This window comes from Streptomyces sp. NPDC052496 (genome assembly GCF_040679095.1).
GTDB lineage: Bacteria > Actinomycetota > Actinomycetes > Streptomycetales > Streptomycetaceae > Streptomyces.
In genome coordinates, this window is sequence record NZ_JBFAUH010000027.1 from 37,083 (window position 1) to 54,844 (window position 17,762).

General features: G+C 70.7%; 11 protein-coding genes and 4 tRNA genes. 9 read left to right on the plus strand and 6 right to left on the minus strand.

Going from position 1 to position 17,762, the window contains the following annotated elements; all coding sequences use genetic code 11:
- On the minus strand, positions 1–1,863 hold a 1,863-nt coding region (locus AB0L45_RS30705), incomplete at its 3' end, for a DEAD/DEAH box helicase (protein ID WP_365845697.1).
- A 1,286-nt stretch (positions 1,864–3,149) separates the two neighbouring features.
- Positions 3,150–3,500 (minus strand): metallopeptidase family protein, encoded by a 351-nt coding sequence (locus AB0L45_RS30710; RefSeq protein ID WP_365845699.1) that lies wholly within the window; start codon positions 3,498–3,500, stop codon positions 3,150–3,152.
- Between the two features lie 151 nt (positions 3,501–3,651).
- Between AB0L45_RS30710 and AB0L45_RS30715 the strand changes: the two genes are divergently transcribed.
- From AB0L45_RS30715 to AB0L45_RS30730, 4 genes are all read left to right on the plus strand, one after another.
- On the plus strand, positions 3,652–5,370 hold the full coding sequence (locus AB0L45_RS30715; protein ID WP_365845701.1) for a metallophosphoesterase: 1,719 nt from the start codon (positions 3,652–3,654) through the stop codon (positions 5,368–5,370).
- 246 nt (positions 5,371–5,616) lie between these two features.
- Positions 5,617–5,689 (plus strand) — tRNA-Glu (locus tag AB0L45_RS30720).
- 48 nt (positions 5,690–5,737) lie between these two features.
- A tRNA-Asp gene (locus tag AB0L45_RS30725) sits at positions 5,738–5,812 on the plus strand.
- A 4-nt stretch (positions 5,813–5,816) separates the two neighbouring features.
- A tRNA-Phe gene (locus AB0L45_RS30730) sits at positions 5,817–5,893 on the plus strand.
- Positions 5,894–5,991: 98 nt separating this feature from the next.
- Here the strand turns inward: AB0L45_RS30730 and AB0L45_RS30735 are convergent.
- Positions 5,992–7,089 carry an ABC transporter permease gene (locus tag AB0L45_RS30735; RefSeq protein ID WP_365845703.1) on the minus strand — a complete coding sequence of 366 codons (1,098 nt, stop codon included), beginning with the start codon at positions 7,087–7,089 and terminating at the stop codon, positions 5,992–5,994.
- Positions 7,090–7,297: 208 nt separating this feature from the next.
- On the opposite strand from AB0L45_RS30735, the gene hrpA reads away from it, so the two are divergent.
- The 3 genes from hrpA to AB0L45_RS30750 all read left to right on the plus strand — a co-directional run bounded on the left by hrpA (position 7,298) and on the right by AB0L45_RS30750 (position 12,223).
- Positions 7,298–11,374 carry an ATP-dependent RNA helicase HrpA gene (gene hrpA, locus AB0L45_RS30740; RefSeq protein WP_365845705.1) on the plus strand — a complete coding sequence of 1,359 codons (4,077 nt, stop codon included), beginning with the start codon at positions 7,298–7,300 and terminating at the stop codon, positions 11,372–11,374.
- A gap of 109 nt (positions 11,375–11,483) precedes the next feature.
- Positions 11,484–11,558 (plus strand) — tRNA-Asp (locus AB0L45_RS30745).
- Between the two features lie 338 nt (positions 11,559–11,896).
- Positions 11,897–12,223, plus strand: coding sequence for a DUF6274 family protein (locus AB0L45_RS30750; RefSeq protein WP_365845707.1), 327 nt, complete (start codon positions 11,897–11,899; stop codon positions 12,221–12,223).
- Positions 12,224–12,729: 506 nt separating this feature from the next.
- On the opposite strand, the gene bldC is transcribed toward AB0L45_RS30750, so the two are convergent.
- On the minus strand, positions 12,730–12,936 hold the full coding sequence (gene bldC, locus AB0L45_RS30755; RefSeq protein ID WP_031025915.1) for a developmental transcriptional regulator BldC: 207 nt from the start codon (positions 12,934–12,936) through the stop codon (positions 12,730–12,732).
- Positions 12,937–13,462: 526 nt separating this feature from the next.
- The gene (locus AB0L45_RS30760; RefSeq protein ID WP_365845709.1) at positions 13,463–14,299 is read right to left on the minus strand and encodes a hypothetical protein; all 837 of its coding nucleotides are present in this window, start codon (positions 14,297–14,299) and stop codon (positions 13,463–13,465) included.
- 263 nt (positions 14,300–14,562) lie between these two features.
- Between AB0L45_RS30760 and AB0L45_RS30765 the strand changes: the two genes are divergently transcribed.
- Together AB0L45_RS30765 and AB0L45_RS30770 are read left to right on the plus strand one after the other, a co-directional pair.
- Positions 14,563–15,705, plus strand: a complete 1,143-nt coding sequence (locus tag AB0L45_RS30765; RefSeq protein ID WP_365845711.1) for a Glu/Leu/Phe/Val dehydrogenase dimerization domain-containing protein — start codon at positions 14,563–14,565, stop codon at positions 15,703–15,705.
- Positions 15,706–16,268: 563 nt separating this feature from the next.
- Positions 16,269–16,529, plus strand: coding sequence for a DUF3073 domain-containing protein (locus AB0L45_RS30770; RefSeq protein ID WP_003980574.1), 261 nt, complete (start codon positions 16,269–16,271; stop codon positions 16,527–16,529).
- A gap of 107 nt (positions 16,530–16,636) precedes the next feature.
- Here AB0L45_RS30770 and purM read toward each other — a convergent pair whose 3' ends face one another.
- Positions 16,637–17,731 carry a phosphoribosylformylglycinamidine cyclo-ligase gene (purM, locus tag AB0L45_RS30775; protein ID WP_365845713.1) on the minus strand — a complete coding sequence of 365 codons (1,095 nt, stop codon included), beginning with the start codon at positions 17,729–17,731 and terminating at the stop codon, positions 16,637–16,639.
- Between the last annotated feature and the right edge of the window lie 31 nt (positions 17,732–17,762).

Below are 17,762 nucleotides of genomic sequence, written 5' to 3' on the forward strand. Positions count from 1 at the left end.
GTCGTCCCGGCGGTCGCGGTTGAAGCCACCACCGGAACGGTCGTCACGACGGTCACGGCTGAAGCCACCGCCCGAGCGGTCGTCACGACGGTCACGGCTGAAGCCACCACGGTCGCCACGCTCGCCGCGGTCGTCCCGGCGGTCGCGGTTGAAGCCACCACCGGAACGGTCGTCACGACGGTCACGGCTGAAGCCACCGCCCGAGCGGTCGTCACGACGGTCACGGCGCTCGAAGTTGCCCCGCTCGTCGCGGTACGTGGAGCGGCGCGGCGCCTCGTCGGCCTCGGGGGCGGCCTGGGCCGGTACGGCGGCCTCGGCGGCCTCCTCCACGGCGGCCTCGGCGGCGGCCACCGCCTCCTCCGGGTCCTCGCCCCGCTCCCGCGCGGCGCGCGCGGTCAGCCGGTTGGCCTCCTCGCGCAGCTCGGCGGCGCGGCGCTGCGCGCGCTCCAGCTCGCGGGAGAGCTCCTGGGCCTCGCGCTCGGCCTGCTTGGCGGAGTTGGTCGCCGAGTCGGCCTGCACCTCGGTGAGGGAGCGGGCACCGGTGATCCGGGCCACGTCCTCGTCGAAGGCGCCGGCGCCGCCGACGATGTGGCGCGAGGCGTCCACGCCCGCGTCCTCCATCAGGCGGAAGATCTGGCGGCGCTGGTGCGGCAGCGCCAGCGAGACGACCGTGCCGGACTGGCCCGCGCGGGCGGTACGGCCGGAACGGTGCAGGTAGTCCTTGTGGTCACCGGCCGGGTCCACGTTCAGGACCAGGTCGATGCCGTCGACGTGGATGCCGCGGGCGGCGACGTCGGTGGCGACGAGGACGTTGACGTAACCGTCCTTGAAGTCGGCCAGCGTGCGGGTCCGCGCGCCCTGCGTCATGCCGCCGTGCAGCGCGTCGGCGCGCACACCGGAGTCGCACAGCTGCTCGGCGACGCGGTCGGCGCCGAGCTGGGTGCGGACGAAGATGATGGTGCGGCCCTTGCGGGCGGCGATGGCGGCGGTGACCGGCGCCTTGTCCTTCGGCTTCACGACCAGCACGTGGTGGGTCATGGTGGTGACCGCGCCCTGGGCCGCGTCGACCTCGTGGGTCGCCGGGTTGGTCAGGTAGCGCTTGACCAGGGTGCCGATCTCGTTCTCCATCGTGGCGGAGAACAGCATGCGCTGGCCGCCGGACGGGATCAGGTCGAGCAGCTCGGTGACCTCGGGCAGGAAGCCCAGGTCGGCCATCTGGTCGGCCTCGTCCAGGACGGCGGTCTCGACGTCGTCCAGCGAGCAGGCGCCGCGGTTGATGATGTCGCGCAGGCGGCCGGGGGTGGCGACGAGGACGTCGACGCCGCGCTCCAGCGCGTAGATCTGGTTGCCCATGGACGTACCGCCGCAGACGACCTTGAGCTTGAGGCCCAGGACGTCGCCGTACGGCTGGAGCGCGTCGCTGACCTGCATGGCCAGCTCACGGGTCGGGGTGAGGATGACGCCGCGGGGGCGCTTCTTCTCGGTGTGGCCGCCGGCCAGGCGGCTCAGCAGCGGCAGACCGAAGGAGAGGGTCTTGCCGGAGCCGGTGCGGCCCCGGCCGAGGATGTCGCGGCCGGCGAGCGCGTCCGGGATGGTCGCGGCCTGGATGGGGAACGGGGTGGTGACACCGTTCTGGGCCAGCTTGCGGACGATCTTGTCGTCGAGGCCGAGGTCACCGAAGGTGATCTCGGGGGCCGCGTCCTCGGCGGCGTCCTCGGTCGCTTCTGCCGGCTCGGGGGCCTCGGTGGCCTCGGCCACGTCGGCAGGCGTCTCGGTGACGGCCTGGTCCTGCGGCTGGTCCTGCTGGGGAGCCGCCTGCTCATCGGCTGCGGGCAGGACGGACTGATCAGTGGAAACAGACATGCGAAATGCGAAACCTTCCGGAGTCTCGGCACAGGCACGCGCCCAAACTCCGTGAGACTTCACAAACGACCGCCTCAATGCGGTCAGCCACGGCAAGGGAGAGAACGCGCCACACGGCGCTGCATCATGCGCCGGGCAAATGGGATCAAACGATCTACCACCATACTCACTCGGACCCCCGGAAGGCAAATGCCCTCCCGAACCCCCGTTCCCCACTGCGACTCCCAGGGCCCGTGTCACGCTCCGTACACCCCTGTTCTCGCAGGTCACACGGGTCGCCCGAGGACCCCCTCCGCGTGCTCCTCAACATGCCCCTCCGAAGCTCCCCGGATGGCCCGGAGGGCTCGGACGGCTCGGACGGCTCGGACGGCCCGCCCCTACCCCGCGCTCTCCGGGTTCGACGGAGCGGGCGGTGCGGACGACTGGGTCGGTGCGGGGGAACTCGGCTGCGGGTCCGGGCTCGCGCTCGGGGTCGGCTTCACGGTCGGGGTCGTACGGGGCGGCTGGGCCGTCGACGAGGGCCGGCCGCCGGGGTGCGCCGGAACGGGCGCCGCGGGACCGCTGCCGGGCGGTCCGGGCTGCTCGGGACCGGGGGCGGCGCCCGACGCCGGTTCCGGTTCCGGCTCCGTTTCGCCCGCCGAGGGCGTGCGATCGCTCGCGGGCGCCCCCGCGTGCCCCTCCACACCGTGCCCGCCGCCCGCACGCCCCCTGCGGTCCGGGCTCCCGCCGCGACTGTCGACCGTTCCACCGTCCGGCGCGGGCCCGCCGTCGGGGCGCGCCGACGAGCCCGACGGCTTGGGCGGTTCCGCGTCGCTCACGCTCATGCAGCCGCTCAGCGACGCGGCCAGGGCGGAGGCGGCGGCCACGGCGGCGGCGAGCCGGTTCAGGGCCGGGCCGGAATGGGGAGAAGCGATCGGGCGCACGGGCGGGACCTCCGGATCCGGAGCGCGGAGACTGCGGAGATGAACGCCCTGCCCAACTCCCGCCGACCGCCCGAGGACACGCGCCGTACGCACGAGATCGCGTCCGTACGGGCCTGATCACCGCCCTGATCGCCCTGCGGACGCCCCCGGCGCCATCGCGAAGGCCGCGAAGACCACGAAAGCCGTGAACCGACCGCGAAGCGACCGGGAACCGACCACGAACCGGCCGGGAACCGACCGCAGCGCGGCCCGTCCGGCCACCGCCCGCTCCCGGCCGGCCGAGCCTGTCCCGCGCCCCCGCGCCTCCTTCGCCCTTCACCTCTGTGTCCACACCCCTGCGCCCCTGGGCCCCTGCGCCCCGCCTCAGCCGTATCCCAGCGCGTGCAGCCGCTCGTCATCGATCCCGAAGTGGTGCGCGATCTCGTGCACGACGGTCACCTCGGTCTCCGCGACCACGTCCTCCCGGGTGTCGCACATCCGCAGGGTCGGGTTGCGGTAGATGGTGATCCGGTCGGGCAGCACGCCCGCGTACCACTCCCCGCGGTCGGTCAGCGGCGTCCCCTCGTAGAGCCCCAGGAGATCGGGGTCCTCGGCCGGTGGTTCGTCCTCGACGAACACCGCCACGTTGTCCATCAGCCGTGTCAGCTCCGGCGGGATCCGGTCCAGCGCCTCGGCCACCAGTTCCTCGAACTCCTCGCGCGTCATCTCCAGCACACCGCCCATTGTCCGTCACGGCACCGCGCGGCAGCGGTGCAGCTCGGCGGCGGTACCGCGCGGCGTGGCAGCGTCGACGGGCCGGCCCCGTAGGCGCGACCGGAGCCCATTCCGGGGCATGGCGGGCGCGGCGCCCGGGAATATGCGCCCAATGGCCCGTGTCGCGCCGCCCGGGGGCTCCTCCCCAGGCCCTCCCGACTCACCCGGCTCCTCCGGCTCGTCCGGCACTCCCGGACCCTCCGGCTCTCCCGCCCCGCCCGACCCGTCCGGCTCCCTCGTGCTCCGACTGCTCCGTACCGCGCTCGCCCGGATACGGGGCGTTCCCGCCGCCGTCCTCCGCGACTACCGCTCCCACCACACCGCCCCCACCAGCACCCTCACCCACACCCCGCACCCGTACGCCCGCGCCCTCGGCCTGCTCGCCGTCACCTTGCTCGGCGCCTGGCTGGGCCTGCTGATCGTCGGCAGCGTCCACGCTCCCGTAGGGCCGGTGGACACGAACATGACACTGCGGCCGTCGCTCTCCGGCGGCACGAAGATCAACGTCTCGCCGCTGGGCGCCCTGGAGCTGCGCAGCCACTACGCGCCGATACGGCTCGATGTCGACGTCGACCGGCTGGATCCCGTACGGTCCCAGGCCCTGGTCGACCACCCGGAACGGTTCGCCGGCCTCCAGGAGCAGGTCACCCGTGACGTCGTCAGCGGCACCGGCACCCTCGCCTTCCGTTCCTGCGTCGCGGTGGTCTCCGGCGCCACCGCGCTGGGCCTGGCCGTCTACCGGCGGCCGCGCCGCGCGCTGGCGGCCGGCGGACTGGCGCTCGCCCTGCTGGCCTCGTCCGGCGCCGCCGCGTACGCCACCTGGAACCCCAAGTCCGTCCTGGAACCGAAGTTCTCCGGTCTGCTGTCCTCCGCGCCCTCGGTGGTCGGCAACGCCCGCAACATCGTCAGCGAGTTCGACGTGTACCAGCGGGAGTTGGCGCGCCTGGTGACGAACGTGACCAAGCTGTACGAAGCCACCTCCACCCTGCCCGCGTACACGCCCGATCCCACCACCATTCGGGTGCTGCACGTCTCCGACATCCACCTCAACCCGGCGGCCTGGCAGATCATCAAGTCGCTGGTGAAGCAGTACAAGATCGACGTGATCATCGACACCGGCGACACCATGGACCACGGCTCGGCCGCCGAGAACGCCTTCCTGGACCCCGTCGCCACGCTCGGCGCGCCGTACGTCTGGGTCCGCGGCAACCACGACTCCGCGACCACGCAGCAGTACCTCGCGTCCCGGAAGAACGCCACCGTCCTCGACGGTGGCCGGGCGGTCAGCGTCGGCGGGCTGCGGATCGCCGGGGTCGGCGACCCGCAGTTCACCCCGGACCGCTCGGTCGTCGCGGAGGGCGACTTCGCCGAGCGCACGGCGGGCGGCAAGCTGGCCGACTCGCTCCGTACGCAGCGGCTCGCGGGTACGCCCGTGGACATCGCGCTGGCGCACAACCCGGTCGCGGCGGCCGAGGCGGACGGTCTGGTTCCGCTGGCGCTGGCCGGTCATGTCCACCACCGCGAGAACAGTGTGCTCCCCCAGGGCACCCGGCTGATGATCGAGGGCTCCACGGGCGGCGGCGGGCTGCGCGCGGTGCAGGGCAAGAAGCCCGCTCCGGTGCAGGCGTCCGTCCTCTACCTGGACCGCCGGACCCGGCACCTCCAGGCGTGGGACGAGATCACGCTCGGCGGACTGGGCCTGTCGAGCGCCGAGGTCAGCCGCCACCTGCCACGGGAGAACCGGCCGGGGGCCACACCGTCCGCCGGCGCCACGCCGTCCCCGAGGACCACGCAGTCCCCCAGCGCCACGCCACACCCGAGGACCACGTAGTTCCCCAGCGCCACACCGCACCCGAGCGCCACGCAGTCCCCCAGCACCACCCCGTCCCCGAAGCCCACGACGCCCCCGGGAGGCCCGTCGCCCCCTAAGGCCACGCCCTCCCCGTAAGCCTCGCCGACCCCGTCCGAACGCCTCCGCCACCGGCCTCGAACAAACCGTTTTGGCGAACGGTCCCTGCATCCCATATGCTTCTCACGTCCCCGACGGCGCCCCACAAGGCACCAAGGCGGGCCATCAGCCCTCATCGTCTAGTGGCCCAGGACGCCGCCCTTTCAAGGCGGTAGCACGGGTTCGAATCCCGTTGGGGGCACGCATTACCGTGTGCGAGACCAGGTACGCTTGATCTCGCACAGTGCAAGGTCCTGTGGAGCAGTTTGGAGTGCTCGCCACCCTGTCAAGGTGGAGGCCGCGGGTTCAAATCCCGTCAGGACCGCTGTGGCTGGGTAGCTCAGTTGGTACGAGCGATCGCCTGAAAAGCGATAGGTCGCCGGTTCGACCCCGGCCCCAGCCACCAGCAGTGGGAAGAGGCCCCGATCTTCGGATCGGGGCCTCTTTCGTTCACCCCTACGGCGGAGTCCGGCCCCGGGAGCGGGGCCGGACTCCGCCGTACGTTCAGGCCCCCGGCGCCCCCGCCCGGTGCACCCCCGACGCGAGCGCGCCCACCTCGCGCCCGCCCGGGTGCCGGTGCCGCCAGATCCAGAAGACCGCGCAGGAGACCAGCGCCCAGCCGGCCAGCACCAGGAACGGGAAGAGGTGCTGCGACGCGCCGAAGTAGACGGCCGTGTGCTGCGCGTTGACCGAGGCGCCCGGGGGCAGCCAGCGGCCGATGTGCCCGAGGACGGACGGCAGCAGCGGCCAGGAGACCGCGCCGCCCGAGGACGGGTTGCCCAGCAGCACCATCAGGCCCCACGTCGGGATCATGGCCCAGCGCCCGATCAGGGTGTTGAACATCGTGAAGACCATGCCGGACGTGAACATCGTCAGCGCCAGGATCAGCCAGGACTCCACGAACGGCAGGTCCAGCGCGCCCAGCAGCCAGTCCACGACCGCGGCGATCGCGAAGGCGCCCAGCAGCGCGTACAGCATGGTGAAGGCGATCCGCTCCAGCGGATTGAGCCCGCGCGCGTGCACGCTCAGCTGGATGGCGCCGACGAAACCGATGATCACGGCGGCGAGCGAGATGTAGAAGAGGGCGAGCCCGCGCGGGTCACCCTCCTGGAGCGGCTTGAGGTCCTTGACCTCGACCGGCACGCCGACCGCCTGCCCCACCTTGGGCCCCGCCTGCTCCAGCACCTGCGCCACCTGGGCGCCCGCCGCCCCGGCCACGTCCAGCTCCATGCCCTTGTCCCGCACCCGCAGGATCGCGAAGACCTCCTGCTCCTCGATGCCCTTCTCGGCGGCGGCGTACGAGTCGTACGTGTGCAGCTGGAGGGAGGCGTTCAGGGCCTTCTCCATGCCGCCGACGAACGCCTTGCCGTGCGGGGAGTCCGCCGGGCCGACCACGGCGGTCGGGATGTGCCGCGGGGTCGGGTTGGCCATGGTGTACGTGTACGAGCCCGCGAAGAGGCCGGCGGCGACGGCGAGGATGAAGACCAGCACGGTGGCGGGCAGGAACGGTGACTTCTTGAACGCGGCCCATCTCTCGGCCTTGGTCGGAGGCCGCCCGTGGGCGCCGTGCGGTTGGGGAAAGTCACCGTGCTGATCAGCCATGAGGCCACGCTAAAGCACCTAACCCGGACATTCTCCTGGTGGTCGGCCCACCGTGCGCGAGCCCTGCCGGGGCGACCGGGCAGCGGCCGGGAACACTCCTAGGACTGCCCGGCACCCCGGCCGCGAGCACCCCGCATCCCCACCCGGACGCCCACCGGCGGCAATTCGTTCGCCACCGTATTCGCGGAGGTGAGATCCTGGGTGACGTATGTCCAGTCAGCCTGCCTCCGCCCGGCCCGACGGTGCCGCCCCCTCCCTGCCCGCTCTCCTGGAGCGGCTGCCCGAGCTGATGCTGCGCGACCAGCAGCGGCTGGGGCGCCGGCTCGACGGCGCGCGCCGGATCCGTAAGCCCGAGGCCCGCGCGGCCGTGCTCGCCGAGATCGCCGCCGGGGTCGAGGAGGCGGAGCTGCGGGTCGAGCAGCGGCGCGCCGCCGTGCCCGCGATCACGTATCCGGAGCAGCTGCCGGTCAGCCAGAAGAAGGACGAGATCCTCGAAGCGATCCGCGACCACCAGGTCGTGATCGTCGCGGGCGAGACCGGGTCCGGCAAGACGACCCAGATCCCCAAGATCTGCCTGGAGCTGGGCCGTGGCGTACGCGGCCTGATCGGGCACACCCAGCCGCGCCGGATCGCCGCCCGTACGGTCGCCGAGCGGGTCGCCGAGGAGCTGAAGACCCCGCTGGGCGAGGCGGTCGGCTGGAAGGTGCGCTTCACCGACCAGGTCGGTTCCGACACCCTCGTGAAGCTGATGACGGACGGCATCCTGCTCGCGGAGATCCAGACCGACCGCGAGCTGCGCCAGTACGACACGATCATCATCGACGAGGCGCACGAGCGCAGCCTCAACATCGACTTCATCCTCGGGTACCTGGCCCAGCTGCTGCCCCGGCGCCCGGACCTGAAGGTCGTGATCACCTCCGCGACCATCGACCCGGAGCGGTTCGCCCGGCACTTCGGTTCCTTCGCCGCCGTGGCAGCGCCCCAGGACGGGGACGGGGGGCAGGAGAAGGGCGGGGACCAGGCTCCGAGCGCGCCGATCGTCGAGGTGTCCGGCCGTACGTACCCGGTCGAGGTCCGCTACCGCCCGCTCCTGGAGGAGGGCGGCACCGACAGCGACCGCGACCAGATCACCGCGATCTGCGACGCGGTCGACGAGCTGCAGGCCGAGGGGCCCGGCGACATCCTGGTCTTCCTGTCCGGCGAGCGGGAGATCCGCGACACCGCCGACGCGCTCAACAAGAAGAACCTGCCGCAGACCGAGGTGCTGCCGCTGTACGCGCGCCTGTCGCACGCCGAGCAGCACCGTGTCTTCCAGCGCCACACCGGCCGCCGGATCGTGCTCGCGACCAACGTCGCGGAGACCTCGCTGACCGTGCCGGGCATCCGGTACGTCATCGACCCCGGCATGGCCCGGATCTCCCGCTACAGCTACCGCACCAAGGTCCAGCGGCTGCCGATCGAGCCGATTTCGCAGGCCAGCGCCAACCAGCGCAAGGGCCGCTGCGGCCGCACCAGCGACGGCATCTGCATCCGGCTGTACTCCGAGGACGACTTCCTCACCCGTCCGGAGTTCACCGACGCCGAGATCCTGCGCACGAACCTGGCCTCCGTCATCCTGCAGATGACCGCGGCCGGCCTCGGTGACATCGAGAAGTTCCCGTTCATCGACCCGCCGGACCGCCGCAACATCAAGGACGGCGTCGACCTGCTGAACGAGCTGGGCGCGCTCGACCCGAAGCAGAAGGACCCCAAGAAGCGGCTCACCCAGCTGGGGCGCAAGCTGTCCCAGCTGCCGGTCGACCCGCGGCTGGCCCGGATGGTGCTGGAGGCCGATCGCAACGGGTGCGTACGCGAAGTCATGGTGATCGCGGCGGCCCTGTCCATCCAGGATCCGCGGGAGCGGCCCGCCGACAAACAGCAGCAGGCCGACCAGCAGCACGCCCGCTTCAAGGACGAGACCAGCGACTTCCTGGCGTACCTGAACCTGTGGCGGTACGTCCGCGAGCAGCAGAAGGCGCTGTCGTCCTCGGCGTTCCGCCGGATGTGCCGCAACGAATACCTGAACTACCTGCGCATACGCGAGTGGCAGGACATCTACTCGCAGCTGCGGACGGTCGCCAAGACGATGGGGGTGCACCTCAGCGAGCAGGACGCGGCCCCCGACGCCATCCACACCTCCCTCCTGTCCGGTTTGCTTTCGCACATCGGGCTGAAGGACACGGACGCCAAGAACGAGTACCTGGGCGCCCGTAGCGCGAAGTTCGCGGTCTTCCCCGGCTCGGCGCTGTTCAAGAAGCCGCCGCGCTGGGTCATGTCGGCGGAGCTGGTCGAAACGTCCCGCCTGTGGGCGCGGGTGAACGCGAAGATCGAGCCCGAGTGGATCGAGCCGCTGGCCCAGCACCTGGTGAAGCGGACGTACAGCGAGCCGCACTGGGAACAGAAGATGGCCGCGGTGATGGCGTACGAGCGGGTGACGCTGTACGGCGTGCCGATCGTCGCCCAGCGGAAGGTGAACTACGGGCGGATCGACCCGGAGACCTCCCGGGACCTGTTCATCCGCAACGCCCTGGTCGAGGGGGACTGGCGTACCCACCACCAGTTCTTCCACGACAACCGCAAACTGCTCGGCGAGGTCGAGGAGTTGGAGCACCGTGCCCGGCGGCGCGACATCCTCGTGGACGACGAGACGCTCTTCGACTTCTACGATCAGCGCCTGCCCGAACATGTCGTATCGGGTGCGCACTTCGATTCCTGGTGGAAGAAGAAGCGCCATGACGAGCCGGAGTTGCTCAACTTCGAGCACTCCATGCTCATCAACGAGTCCGCCGAAGCCGTCACCAAGGACGATTACCCGGACTCCTGGCGGCAGGGGAAGCTGAAGTTCCGCGTCACGTACCAGTTCGAGCCGGGTGCGGACGCGGACGGCGTGACCGTCCACATCCCCCTCCAGGTGCTCAACCAGGTCACTTCCGAAGGCTTCGACTGGCAGATCCCGGGCCTGCGCGAACAGCTGGTGACCGAACTGATCCGGTCGCTGCCCAAACCGATCCGCCGCAACTACGTACCGGCACCGAACTTCGCCGCCCGCTTCCTGGACTCGACCGTGCCGCTCCAGGGCGCGCTGACCACCTCCCTGGCGGCCGGGCTGCAGCGGATGGTCGGCGTCCCGGTCGACCCGGCCGACTTCGACCTGGCCAAGGTCCCGGACCACCTGAAGATCACGTTCCGGGTGGTCGACGAGCGCCGCCGCAAGCTGGCCGAGGCCAAGGACCTCGAAGCGCTGCGCCTCAAGCTCAAGCCGAAGACGCAGGCGGCCCTCACCAAGGCCTTCGCGCAGGCCGCCGAGCGGCCCGCCAAGGGCGGCGGGGACGGCGCGCCCGCGGGGGCCGGCGCACCGGCCGGCCTGGAACAGCGCACCGGCCTGACGTCCTGGACGCTCGGCACGCTGCCCCGCACCTTCGAGACCCGGCGCGGGGGCCAGCCCCTGAAGGCGTACCCGGCGCTGGTCGACGAGGGCACGAGCGTGGCCGTCCGCCTCTTCGACACCGAGGCGGAACAGCAGACGGCGATGTGGACCGGCACCCGCCGTTTGATCTTGTTGAATATCCAGAGCAACCCAGCCAAGTTCGCGCAGGGCAAGCTCACCAATCAACAGAAGCTGGCGCTCTCGGCCAACCCCCACGGCTCCATACAGGCCCTCTTCGAGGACTGCGTGACCGCCGCGGCCGACCGGCTGATCGCCGCGCACGGCGGGCCGGCCTGGGACGAGGAGTCCTTCCGCAAGCTCTTCGACGCGGTCCGCGCCGACCTGGTGGACGCGACGTTGAAGACGGTCCAGCAGGTACGGGAGGTACTGGCCGCCTGGCAGGCGTGCGAGCGCCGCCTGAAGGCCACCACCTTCGCCTCGCTGCTGCCCTCCCTGACCGACATCAAGGAACAGCTCGCCGCCCTGATCAAGCCCGGCTTCGTGACCGCGCACGGCGCCAAGCGCCTGCCGGACCTGATGCGCTACCTGGTCGCCGTGGACCGCCGCCTCCAGCAGCTCCCCAACAACGCCGACCGGGACCGCGCCCGGATGGCGAAGGTCAAGGAGATGCAGGACGAGTACGCCTGGCTGCTGGAGCAGTACCCCCAGGGCCGTCCGGTACCGGCCGAGGCCCGGGAGATCCGCTGGATGATCGAGGAGCTGCGGGTCAGCTACTTCGCGCACGCGCTCGGTACGGCGTACCCGGTCTCCGACAAGCGGATCGTGAAGGCCGTGGACGCGGCGGTGCCCAAGGCGTGACCGGCCCCGGGCCCCTTCCGGACGGCCCGGCGGGACCGAGTTCGACCGCACCCCCTGACCTGCTGTAGAGTCTTGCTTCGCAGCACCGCGCAAGCGGAAGCGGCACCAAGGTCCTGTGGAGCAGTTTGGAGTGCTCGCCACCCTGTCAAGGTGGAGGCCGCGGGTTCAAATCCCGTCAGGACCGCATCGTTCGGCCCGCGTCCCTCTGGGATGCGGGCCGATTGCGTTGTGGCAGCCGACCGGTCAGGCCGCGCCCGCGGCGGAGCCGCCATCAGGCACAGCAGATCCCGTCAGGACCGCATCGTTCGGCCCGCGTCCCTTTGGGATGCGGGCCGTTTGCGTTGTCCGGGGAGGGCGGCGGCTGTTTGCTTCGCCTCCCGCGTGGGGAGGGTGGACGGGAACGGCGTTCCACCCCGTGGCCTGAAGGCCCGGGCCGTGCGGGCCTGGGCCGATGCGCGTATTGACTGGGGCACGTACCACCGGTAGTCACGAGGAAGGGCGCGGGGCCGGGAGGAGTGTGCGATGTCGTCAGCCGCCAGGCATGAGACGAGGGCGCTGCTGCGGGCTCACCTGTCGGCCGCCACGGGCTATCGCCATCTGACCCGCCACTGCCCCGTCTGCGCCCGCCTGTTGCGGCTCGCCATGGAGCCCCGCAGCCGCGCCGCCGGCGCCCCGGCCGCCGACTCCGGCGCCCCGACGCCCGAGAAGCCCTTCAGGGGGCCCTCCACGGCTTCTGGCGCCGCGCCGGACGCGGACCCGGCGTCCCGCGAAGCGGCGCGTGCGGCGGCGGCCGTGCCCGCCGTGGCGTCCGCGGAGGCGGGCGGGGACCAAAGTCCCCCGGCCCGGTGACCAACGGCGGCTTTCCCACCGGCCCTGCGGTGGGAGGCTGTTGAGGGAGGAAGGGCCTACGGGCCCCAATATCGCAGCGGCGTCGGCGCCACAACCTTCCCGGGCTGTGACGGGTGTCACCGGCCGGGTTTCAGGAACCGGGAATCTTACGGCCGCCCTACACCCGGTCAATTTAATATGTGCAATTGCACTGCTCACCCGGCAGCCCTTGGACTGGACCGGAGAACAGCGAGGCCCCGGCCCCGGTAGCCCCCGCGGGCGGTGCCCAGCAGGCCGGGCCGGCCGCCCGTACGGGCCGTGGCGCGCACAAAAAAGATCGCGCTGGACCCGGCGGAGTCCAGCGCGATCGATGACGTACCCAGATGGTGCGGGTGTGGGGCCTGTTGGGGCAGGCTCCGCGTCGTATGGAGCTGTGTGGTGCTAGGTGGTGCTGAGTGGAGCCGGGTGGGGCTCCATGGGCCGAGGTCGGGTTGGGGGGCCCGAAAACAGCCCGGTCATGCGGTTGTTCAGCTTTCGCTGCGCTGCTGCGGAATGCCCGCGAGCAGAGCGCGAACCTCGGCTTCGCGGTAGCGCCGGCGTCCTCCGAGCGTGCGGATGGACGTGAGCTTGCCTGCCTTGGCCCAGCGGGTCACCGTCTTCGGGTCCACGCGGAACATCGTGGCGACCTCGGCGGGGGTAAGCAGCGGCTCGGCGTCAGGGGTGCGAGCGGTCATGAGCGGCCTCCTCGGGAGAACCGAACCATCACGGTTCTTTCCTCTAAATTCTGCACCTTGACCCGCGTTGCCCGAAATGGCGGACGCGGGCCGAGTCGGTTATAGGACGAACGGCTTGTCCTCGGCACTACAACTACACCATCTGTCCAGCCACGTCGGCCAAACCGATGGAATTGCCCTCTCAGGTGTTCAACCTCGGCGGAAGCCGATGGACCATGCCATAGCGGACAGTCACACCACCGTGACGATCAGTCACACGGTGATCAGCCGCCATCAGACCCACCAAGGAGCGCAATACCGAACTATCCGCCCTTAGTAGGGCGGAAGGGGCCCTTGTCAGGCTCCTTGTCCTATTTTGGCACGAGGGTATGGCTTGGCCGCAAGGCCCGAAGTCAGTGCTTTAGGTCACGCTTGAGGCAATCGCCCGGATCGGGACCTACGTCCTGCACCTCCGCACCAGTAGTGTGCACGAGCCTCGACGGCCGCAGATCATTTTGTCGTCCCGGAGAGGGGGACGAGCCCCGTCTCAGCTGGCGAACTGCCGCTCACGTACCTCTCGCCACCGGTCCGACAGCTTCTCGTACGCCTCGCCGGCCCGGTCGCTGTCCCCCTCGCGCAGCGCCGCCAGCCCCTCCGCCACCTCGGCGGCCGACCGGTCCTCGGCGAGCTGCCCCTCGGGCACCGCGTGCACCAGCCCGCCGTAGTCCAGCTCCACCAGCGCCCGCGGATGGAACTCCTCCAGCCAGCGCCCCACGTCCACCAGGCCGTCGATCAGCGGTCCCTCTTCCAGGGAGTCGCGCAGCGTACGCAGTCCCCTGGCCACGCGGCGCCGCGCCTGCACCATGGGCGTGCGGTACCGCAGTACCGGGCCGTGCTCGCTCTTGGTGTACTCCCGCTCGCCGTCACCGAAGAGGGCGAACCAGCGCACCGGTACGTGCCAGGTGGCGGTGCGGATCCAGGGCCGGGCGTCCGGATTGCGCTCCAGCCACTCCTCGTAGTCCGCGGCCGCCTGGCGCCGCACCACCGGTGGCAGCGCCGCGTCCAGCACGGGCGCCGGGAGCAGCTCGGTCAGCTCCTCCAGGGCCTGCCAGCCGCGCAGCCGCGTCCGCCAGGGGCAGACGCAGGTCACGCCGTCCACGACCGTGACGAAGGCGTCGCTGCTCTCATGGACCGGCACCGGCACCGGCGGGGTCGGCAGCAAATCGGCCAGAGACCGCCGAAGTTCGTCCTGAACCGTGGGGGTCTCCGCGCGTCGGGCATAGCGCGCCCAGTAGGAGCGCTCCGGTTCGGGGAACGCCGCGAGCGGCTCGTAGACCCGTAGATATGCCGCGTACGGGACCATCACCGATGACGCCAAGGCCACGCCCGCTCCTTTGTCTCCTACAACGTGACGTCCGCAGAACTACCGCAAAGATTGGCAAACAGGTGCAAAGCACCGGGAGTTGACTCACGCCACCCGGCTCGGGATACGGCAAATCGTCCCACGCCCGTCCCCCAGGAGAGGGTGATCCTCCGCACTGCACCGATCAGCGCGCCTCTCAGGTCTTACTCTCTTCCCGACCGGCCCTCCCGCCCTCCCCCTGCCACAAGCAATAGGGAGCCACCGGAGGGCGTACTCCGCGACTTATGGGAGTCACCACCGTGACCGACGTACGTCCCTCCTCCCCCCGGCATTCCGCGCAGGGGGCACCCGCAGCCGACGGCGGCGTCCTGCACACGCTGTTCCGTTCCGAGCAGGGCGGCCACGAGCAAGTGGTCCTCTGCCAGGACCGCGCCAGCGGCCTGCGGGCCGTGATCGCCATCCACGACACCGCCCTGGGCCCGGCCCTCGGCGGCACCCGCTTCCACGCGTACGCCTCCGAGGAGGAGGCGGTGCTGGACGCCCTGAACCTCTCCCGTGGCATGTCGTACAAGAACGCCCTCGCCGGTCTCGACCACGGTGGCGGCAAGGCTGTGATCATCGGTGACCCCGAACTGATCAAGACCGAAGAACTCCTGCTCGCGTACGGCCGGTTCGTGGCTTCCCTCGGCGGCCGCTATGTGACCGCCTGCGATGTCGGTACGTACGTCGCGGACATGGACGTCGTCGCCCGTACGAACCGGTGGACCACCGGCCGCTCCCCCGAGAACGGCGGCGCCGGCGACTCCTCCGTACTGACCGCCTTCGGTGTCTTCCAGGGGATGCGCGCCTCGGCGCAGCACCTGTGGGGCGACCCGACGCTGCGCGGCCGCACGGTCGGCGTCGCCGGCGTCGGCAAGGTGGGCCACCACCTCGTCGAGCACCTTCTCCAGGACGGCGCGGAGGTCGTGATCACGGACGTGCGCGCCGAATCGGTCGAGCGCGTCCGCAGCCGGCACCCGCAGGTGAGCGTGGCCCCGGACACCGGGTCGCTGATCCGTACGCCGGGCCTGGACGTGTACGCGCCGTGCGCCCTCGGCGGTGCGCTGAACGACGAGACGGTGCCGGTGCTGACCGCGAAGGTGGTCTGCGGCGCGGCCAACAACCAGCTGGCGCACCCCGGCGTCGAGAAGGACCTCTCCGACCGCGGCATCCTCTACGCGCCGGACTACGTGGTGAACGCCGGTGGTGTCATCCAGGTGGCGGACGAGCTGCACGGCTTCGACTTCGACCGCTGCAGGACCAAGGCGGCGAAGATCTTCGACACCACGCTGGCGATATTCGCTCGTGCGAAGGAGGACGGCATTCCGCCTGCCGCGGCGGCGGACCGGCTGGCCGAGCAGCGCATGGCGGACGCCCGGCGGGCCTGACATGTCCGGCGCCACCGCTCGCCGGTGGCGCCGACCCGGACGGTACCGCTCGATTCAGGCCAATTTTTCAGCCGGTCGCGGCCCAGATTGCGACCGATTCCGCCCATCAATGTCCGACAATGCTCGGGACCGACCGAAGCTGATCGCGATCCGATCATGCTCACGGACAGCTCCGAGCGAGCCCCTATCGCCCTGTTGACACCGCGTTAATCACCATCCGTATCGAGCGGCGTCACGGTGCGTACGGAAAACCGCCGCGGGGCGCTCGCGTGACGATCTCCGAGCGCTCCGTAAGGGATCACGTGTGGTGAAGGAGACATCCCTCACCACCCGTCGGCGGGTCGCCCGGGCGGACAGGTTAAAATCGCAGCTGACCAGCGGGGACGGGGCGTCCTGCCGGTCATGCCGAGCGGTCGGTGATGCGGGCGACGTACCGTATGGCCGCGGAAGCAGGTACCGTTGAAGCCCTACGGGCCGGTCTCTCCGTCGAGAGTCCGCTCTGAATCATGAACGCGTGTCAAGACTCTGGGGCCGTCGAGCCCCGTCGTTGAGGGGGTCGAGCCATGGGGCGCGGCCGGGCCAAGGCCAAGCAGACGAAGGTCGCCCGCCAGCTGAAGTACAACAGCGGTGGGACTGATCTCTCACGCCTGGCCGAAGAGCTGGGTGCATCGCCGCAACAGCCGGCACAGCAGCAGCCGCCGAACGGCGAGCCGTTCGAGGATGAAGAGGACGACGACCCGTACGCGCGGTACGCCGACCTTTACAACCGAGACGACGATGACGAGGACGAGGGCAACTCGTCCCAGCAGCGTCGTCGCGCCTGACGTACGACGTCTCCACTGTCGTACGTGCACGGTGTGCACAGCATTTCCACGGACCCGGTCCGGGGTAGTCACCTCGGACCGGGTTCTGTGCTGCCCTGCGGGCCGGGTCAGGCAGCGTAGTCACCGGTCAGGGTCACTGCCTCGGTGTGGTCACCACGCTCGACGATCTCGCCGCTGACCCAGGCGTCCACGCCGCGGTCCGCGAGGGTGGCCAGCGCCACGTCGACCGACTCCTGCGGGACGACGGCCATCATGCCGACGCCCATGTTCAGGGTCTTCTCCAGTTCCAGCCGCTCGACGTCACCGGCCTTGCCGACCAGGTCGAAGATCGGGTCCGGGGTCCAGGTGGACCGGTCGACCGTCGCGTGCAGGCCGTCCGGGATCACCCGGGCCAGGTTGTTGGCCAGGCCGCCGCCGGTGATGTGCGAGAAGGCGTGCACCTCGGCCGTACGGGTCAGGGCCAGGCAGTCCAGCGAGTAGATCTTCGTGGGCTCCAGCAGTTCCTCGCCCAGCGTCCGGCCGAGCTCCTCGACCCGCTGGTCCAGGGACATCCCGGCCCGGTCGAACAGCACGTGGCGGACGAGTGAGTACCCGTTCGAGTGAAGGCCGGAGGACTCCATGGCGATGACGACGTCACCCGTACGGATACGATCCGCGCCCAGCACCCGATCCGCCTCGACCACGCCCGTACCGGCGCCCGCGACGTCGAAGTCGTCGGCCCCGAGCAGCCCCGGGTGCTCCGCGGTCTCGCCGCCGACCAGCGCGCAGCCGGCCAGCACACAGCCCTCGGCGATGCCCTTGACGATCGCCGCGACCCGCTCCGGGTAGACCTTGCCGACGCAGATGTAATCGGTCATGAACAGCGGCTCGGCACCGCAGACGACCAGGTCGTCGACGACCATCCCGACCAGGTCGTGACCGATGGTGTCGTACACCCCCATCCGGCGGGCGATGTCGACCTTGGTACCGACGCCGTCGGTGGCCGAGGCGAGCAGCGGCCGCTCGTACCGCTTGAGGGCGGAGGCGTCGAAGAGGCCGGCGAACCCGCCGAGGCCGCCGACGACCTCGGGGCGGGTGGCCTTCTTGACCCACTGCTTCATCAGGTCGACGGCGCGGTCGCCCGCTTCGATGTCCACGCCCGCTGCTGCGTAGCTGGCGCTGGTGCCCGCGTGCTGGGCATGCTCAAAAGACTCGGCAGACATGGCGTTGAAATCTTCCTGTCGGTGTGAACGA

Coding starts and splice junctions, on each gene's coding strand:
- hrpA (WP_365845705.1), top strand. CDS start 7,298: ATGTCCAGTCAGCCTGCCTCCGCCCGGCCCGACGGTGCCGCCCCCTCC.
- bldC (WP_031025915.1), bottom strand. CDS start 12,936: ATGACCGCTCGCACCCCTGACGCCGAGCCGCTGCTTACCCCCGCCGAG.
- AB0L45_RS30715 (WP_365845701.1), top strand. CDS start 3,652: ATGGCCCGTGTCGCGCCGCCCGGGGGCTCCTCCCCAGGCCCTCCCGAC.
- AB0L45_RS30750 (WP_365845707.1), top strand. CDS start 11,897: ATGTCGTCAGCCGCCAGGCATGAGACGAGGGCGCTGCTGCGGGCTCAC.
- purM (WP_365845713.1), bottom strand. CDS start 17,731: ATGTCTGCCGAGTCTTTTGAGCATGCCCAGCACGCGGGCACCAGCGCC.
- AB0L45_RS30735 (WP_365845703.1), bottom strand. CDS start 7,089: ATGGCTGATCAGCACGGTGACTTTCCCCAACCGCACGGCGCCCACGGG.
- AB0L45_RS30770 (WP_003980574.1), top strand. CDS start 16,269: ATGGGGCGCGGCCGGGCCAAGGCCAAGCAGACGAAGGTCGCCCGCCAG.
- AB0L45_RS30765 (WP_365845711.1), top strand. CDS start 14,563: ATGGGAGTCACCACCGTGACCGACGTACGTCCCTCCTCCCCCCGGCAT.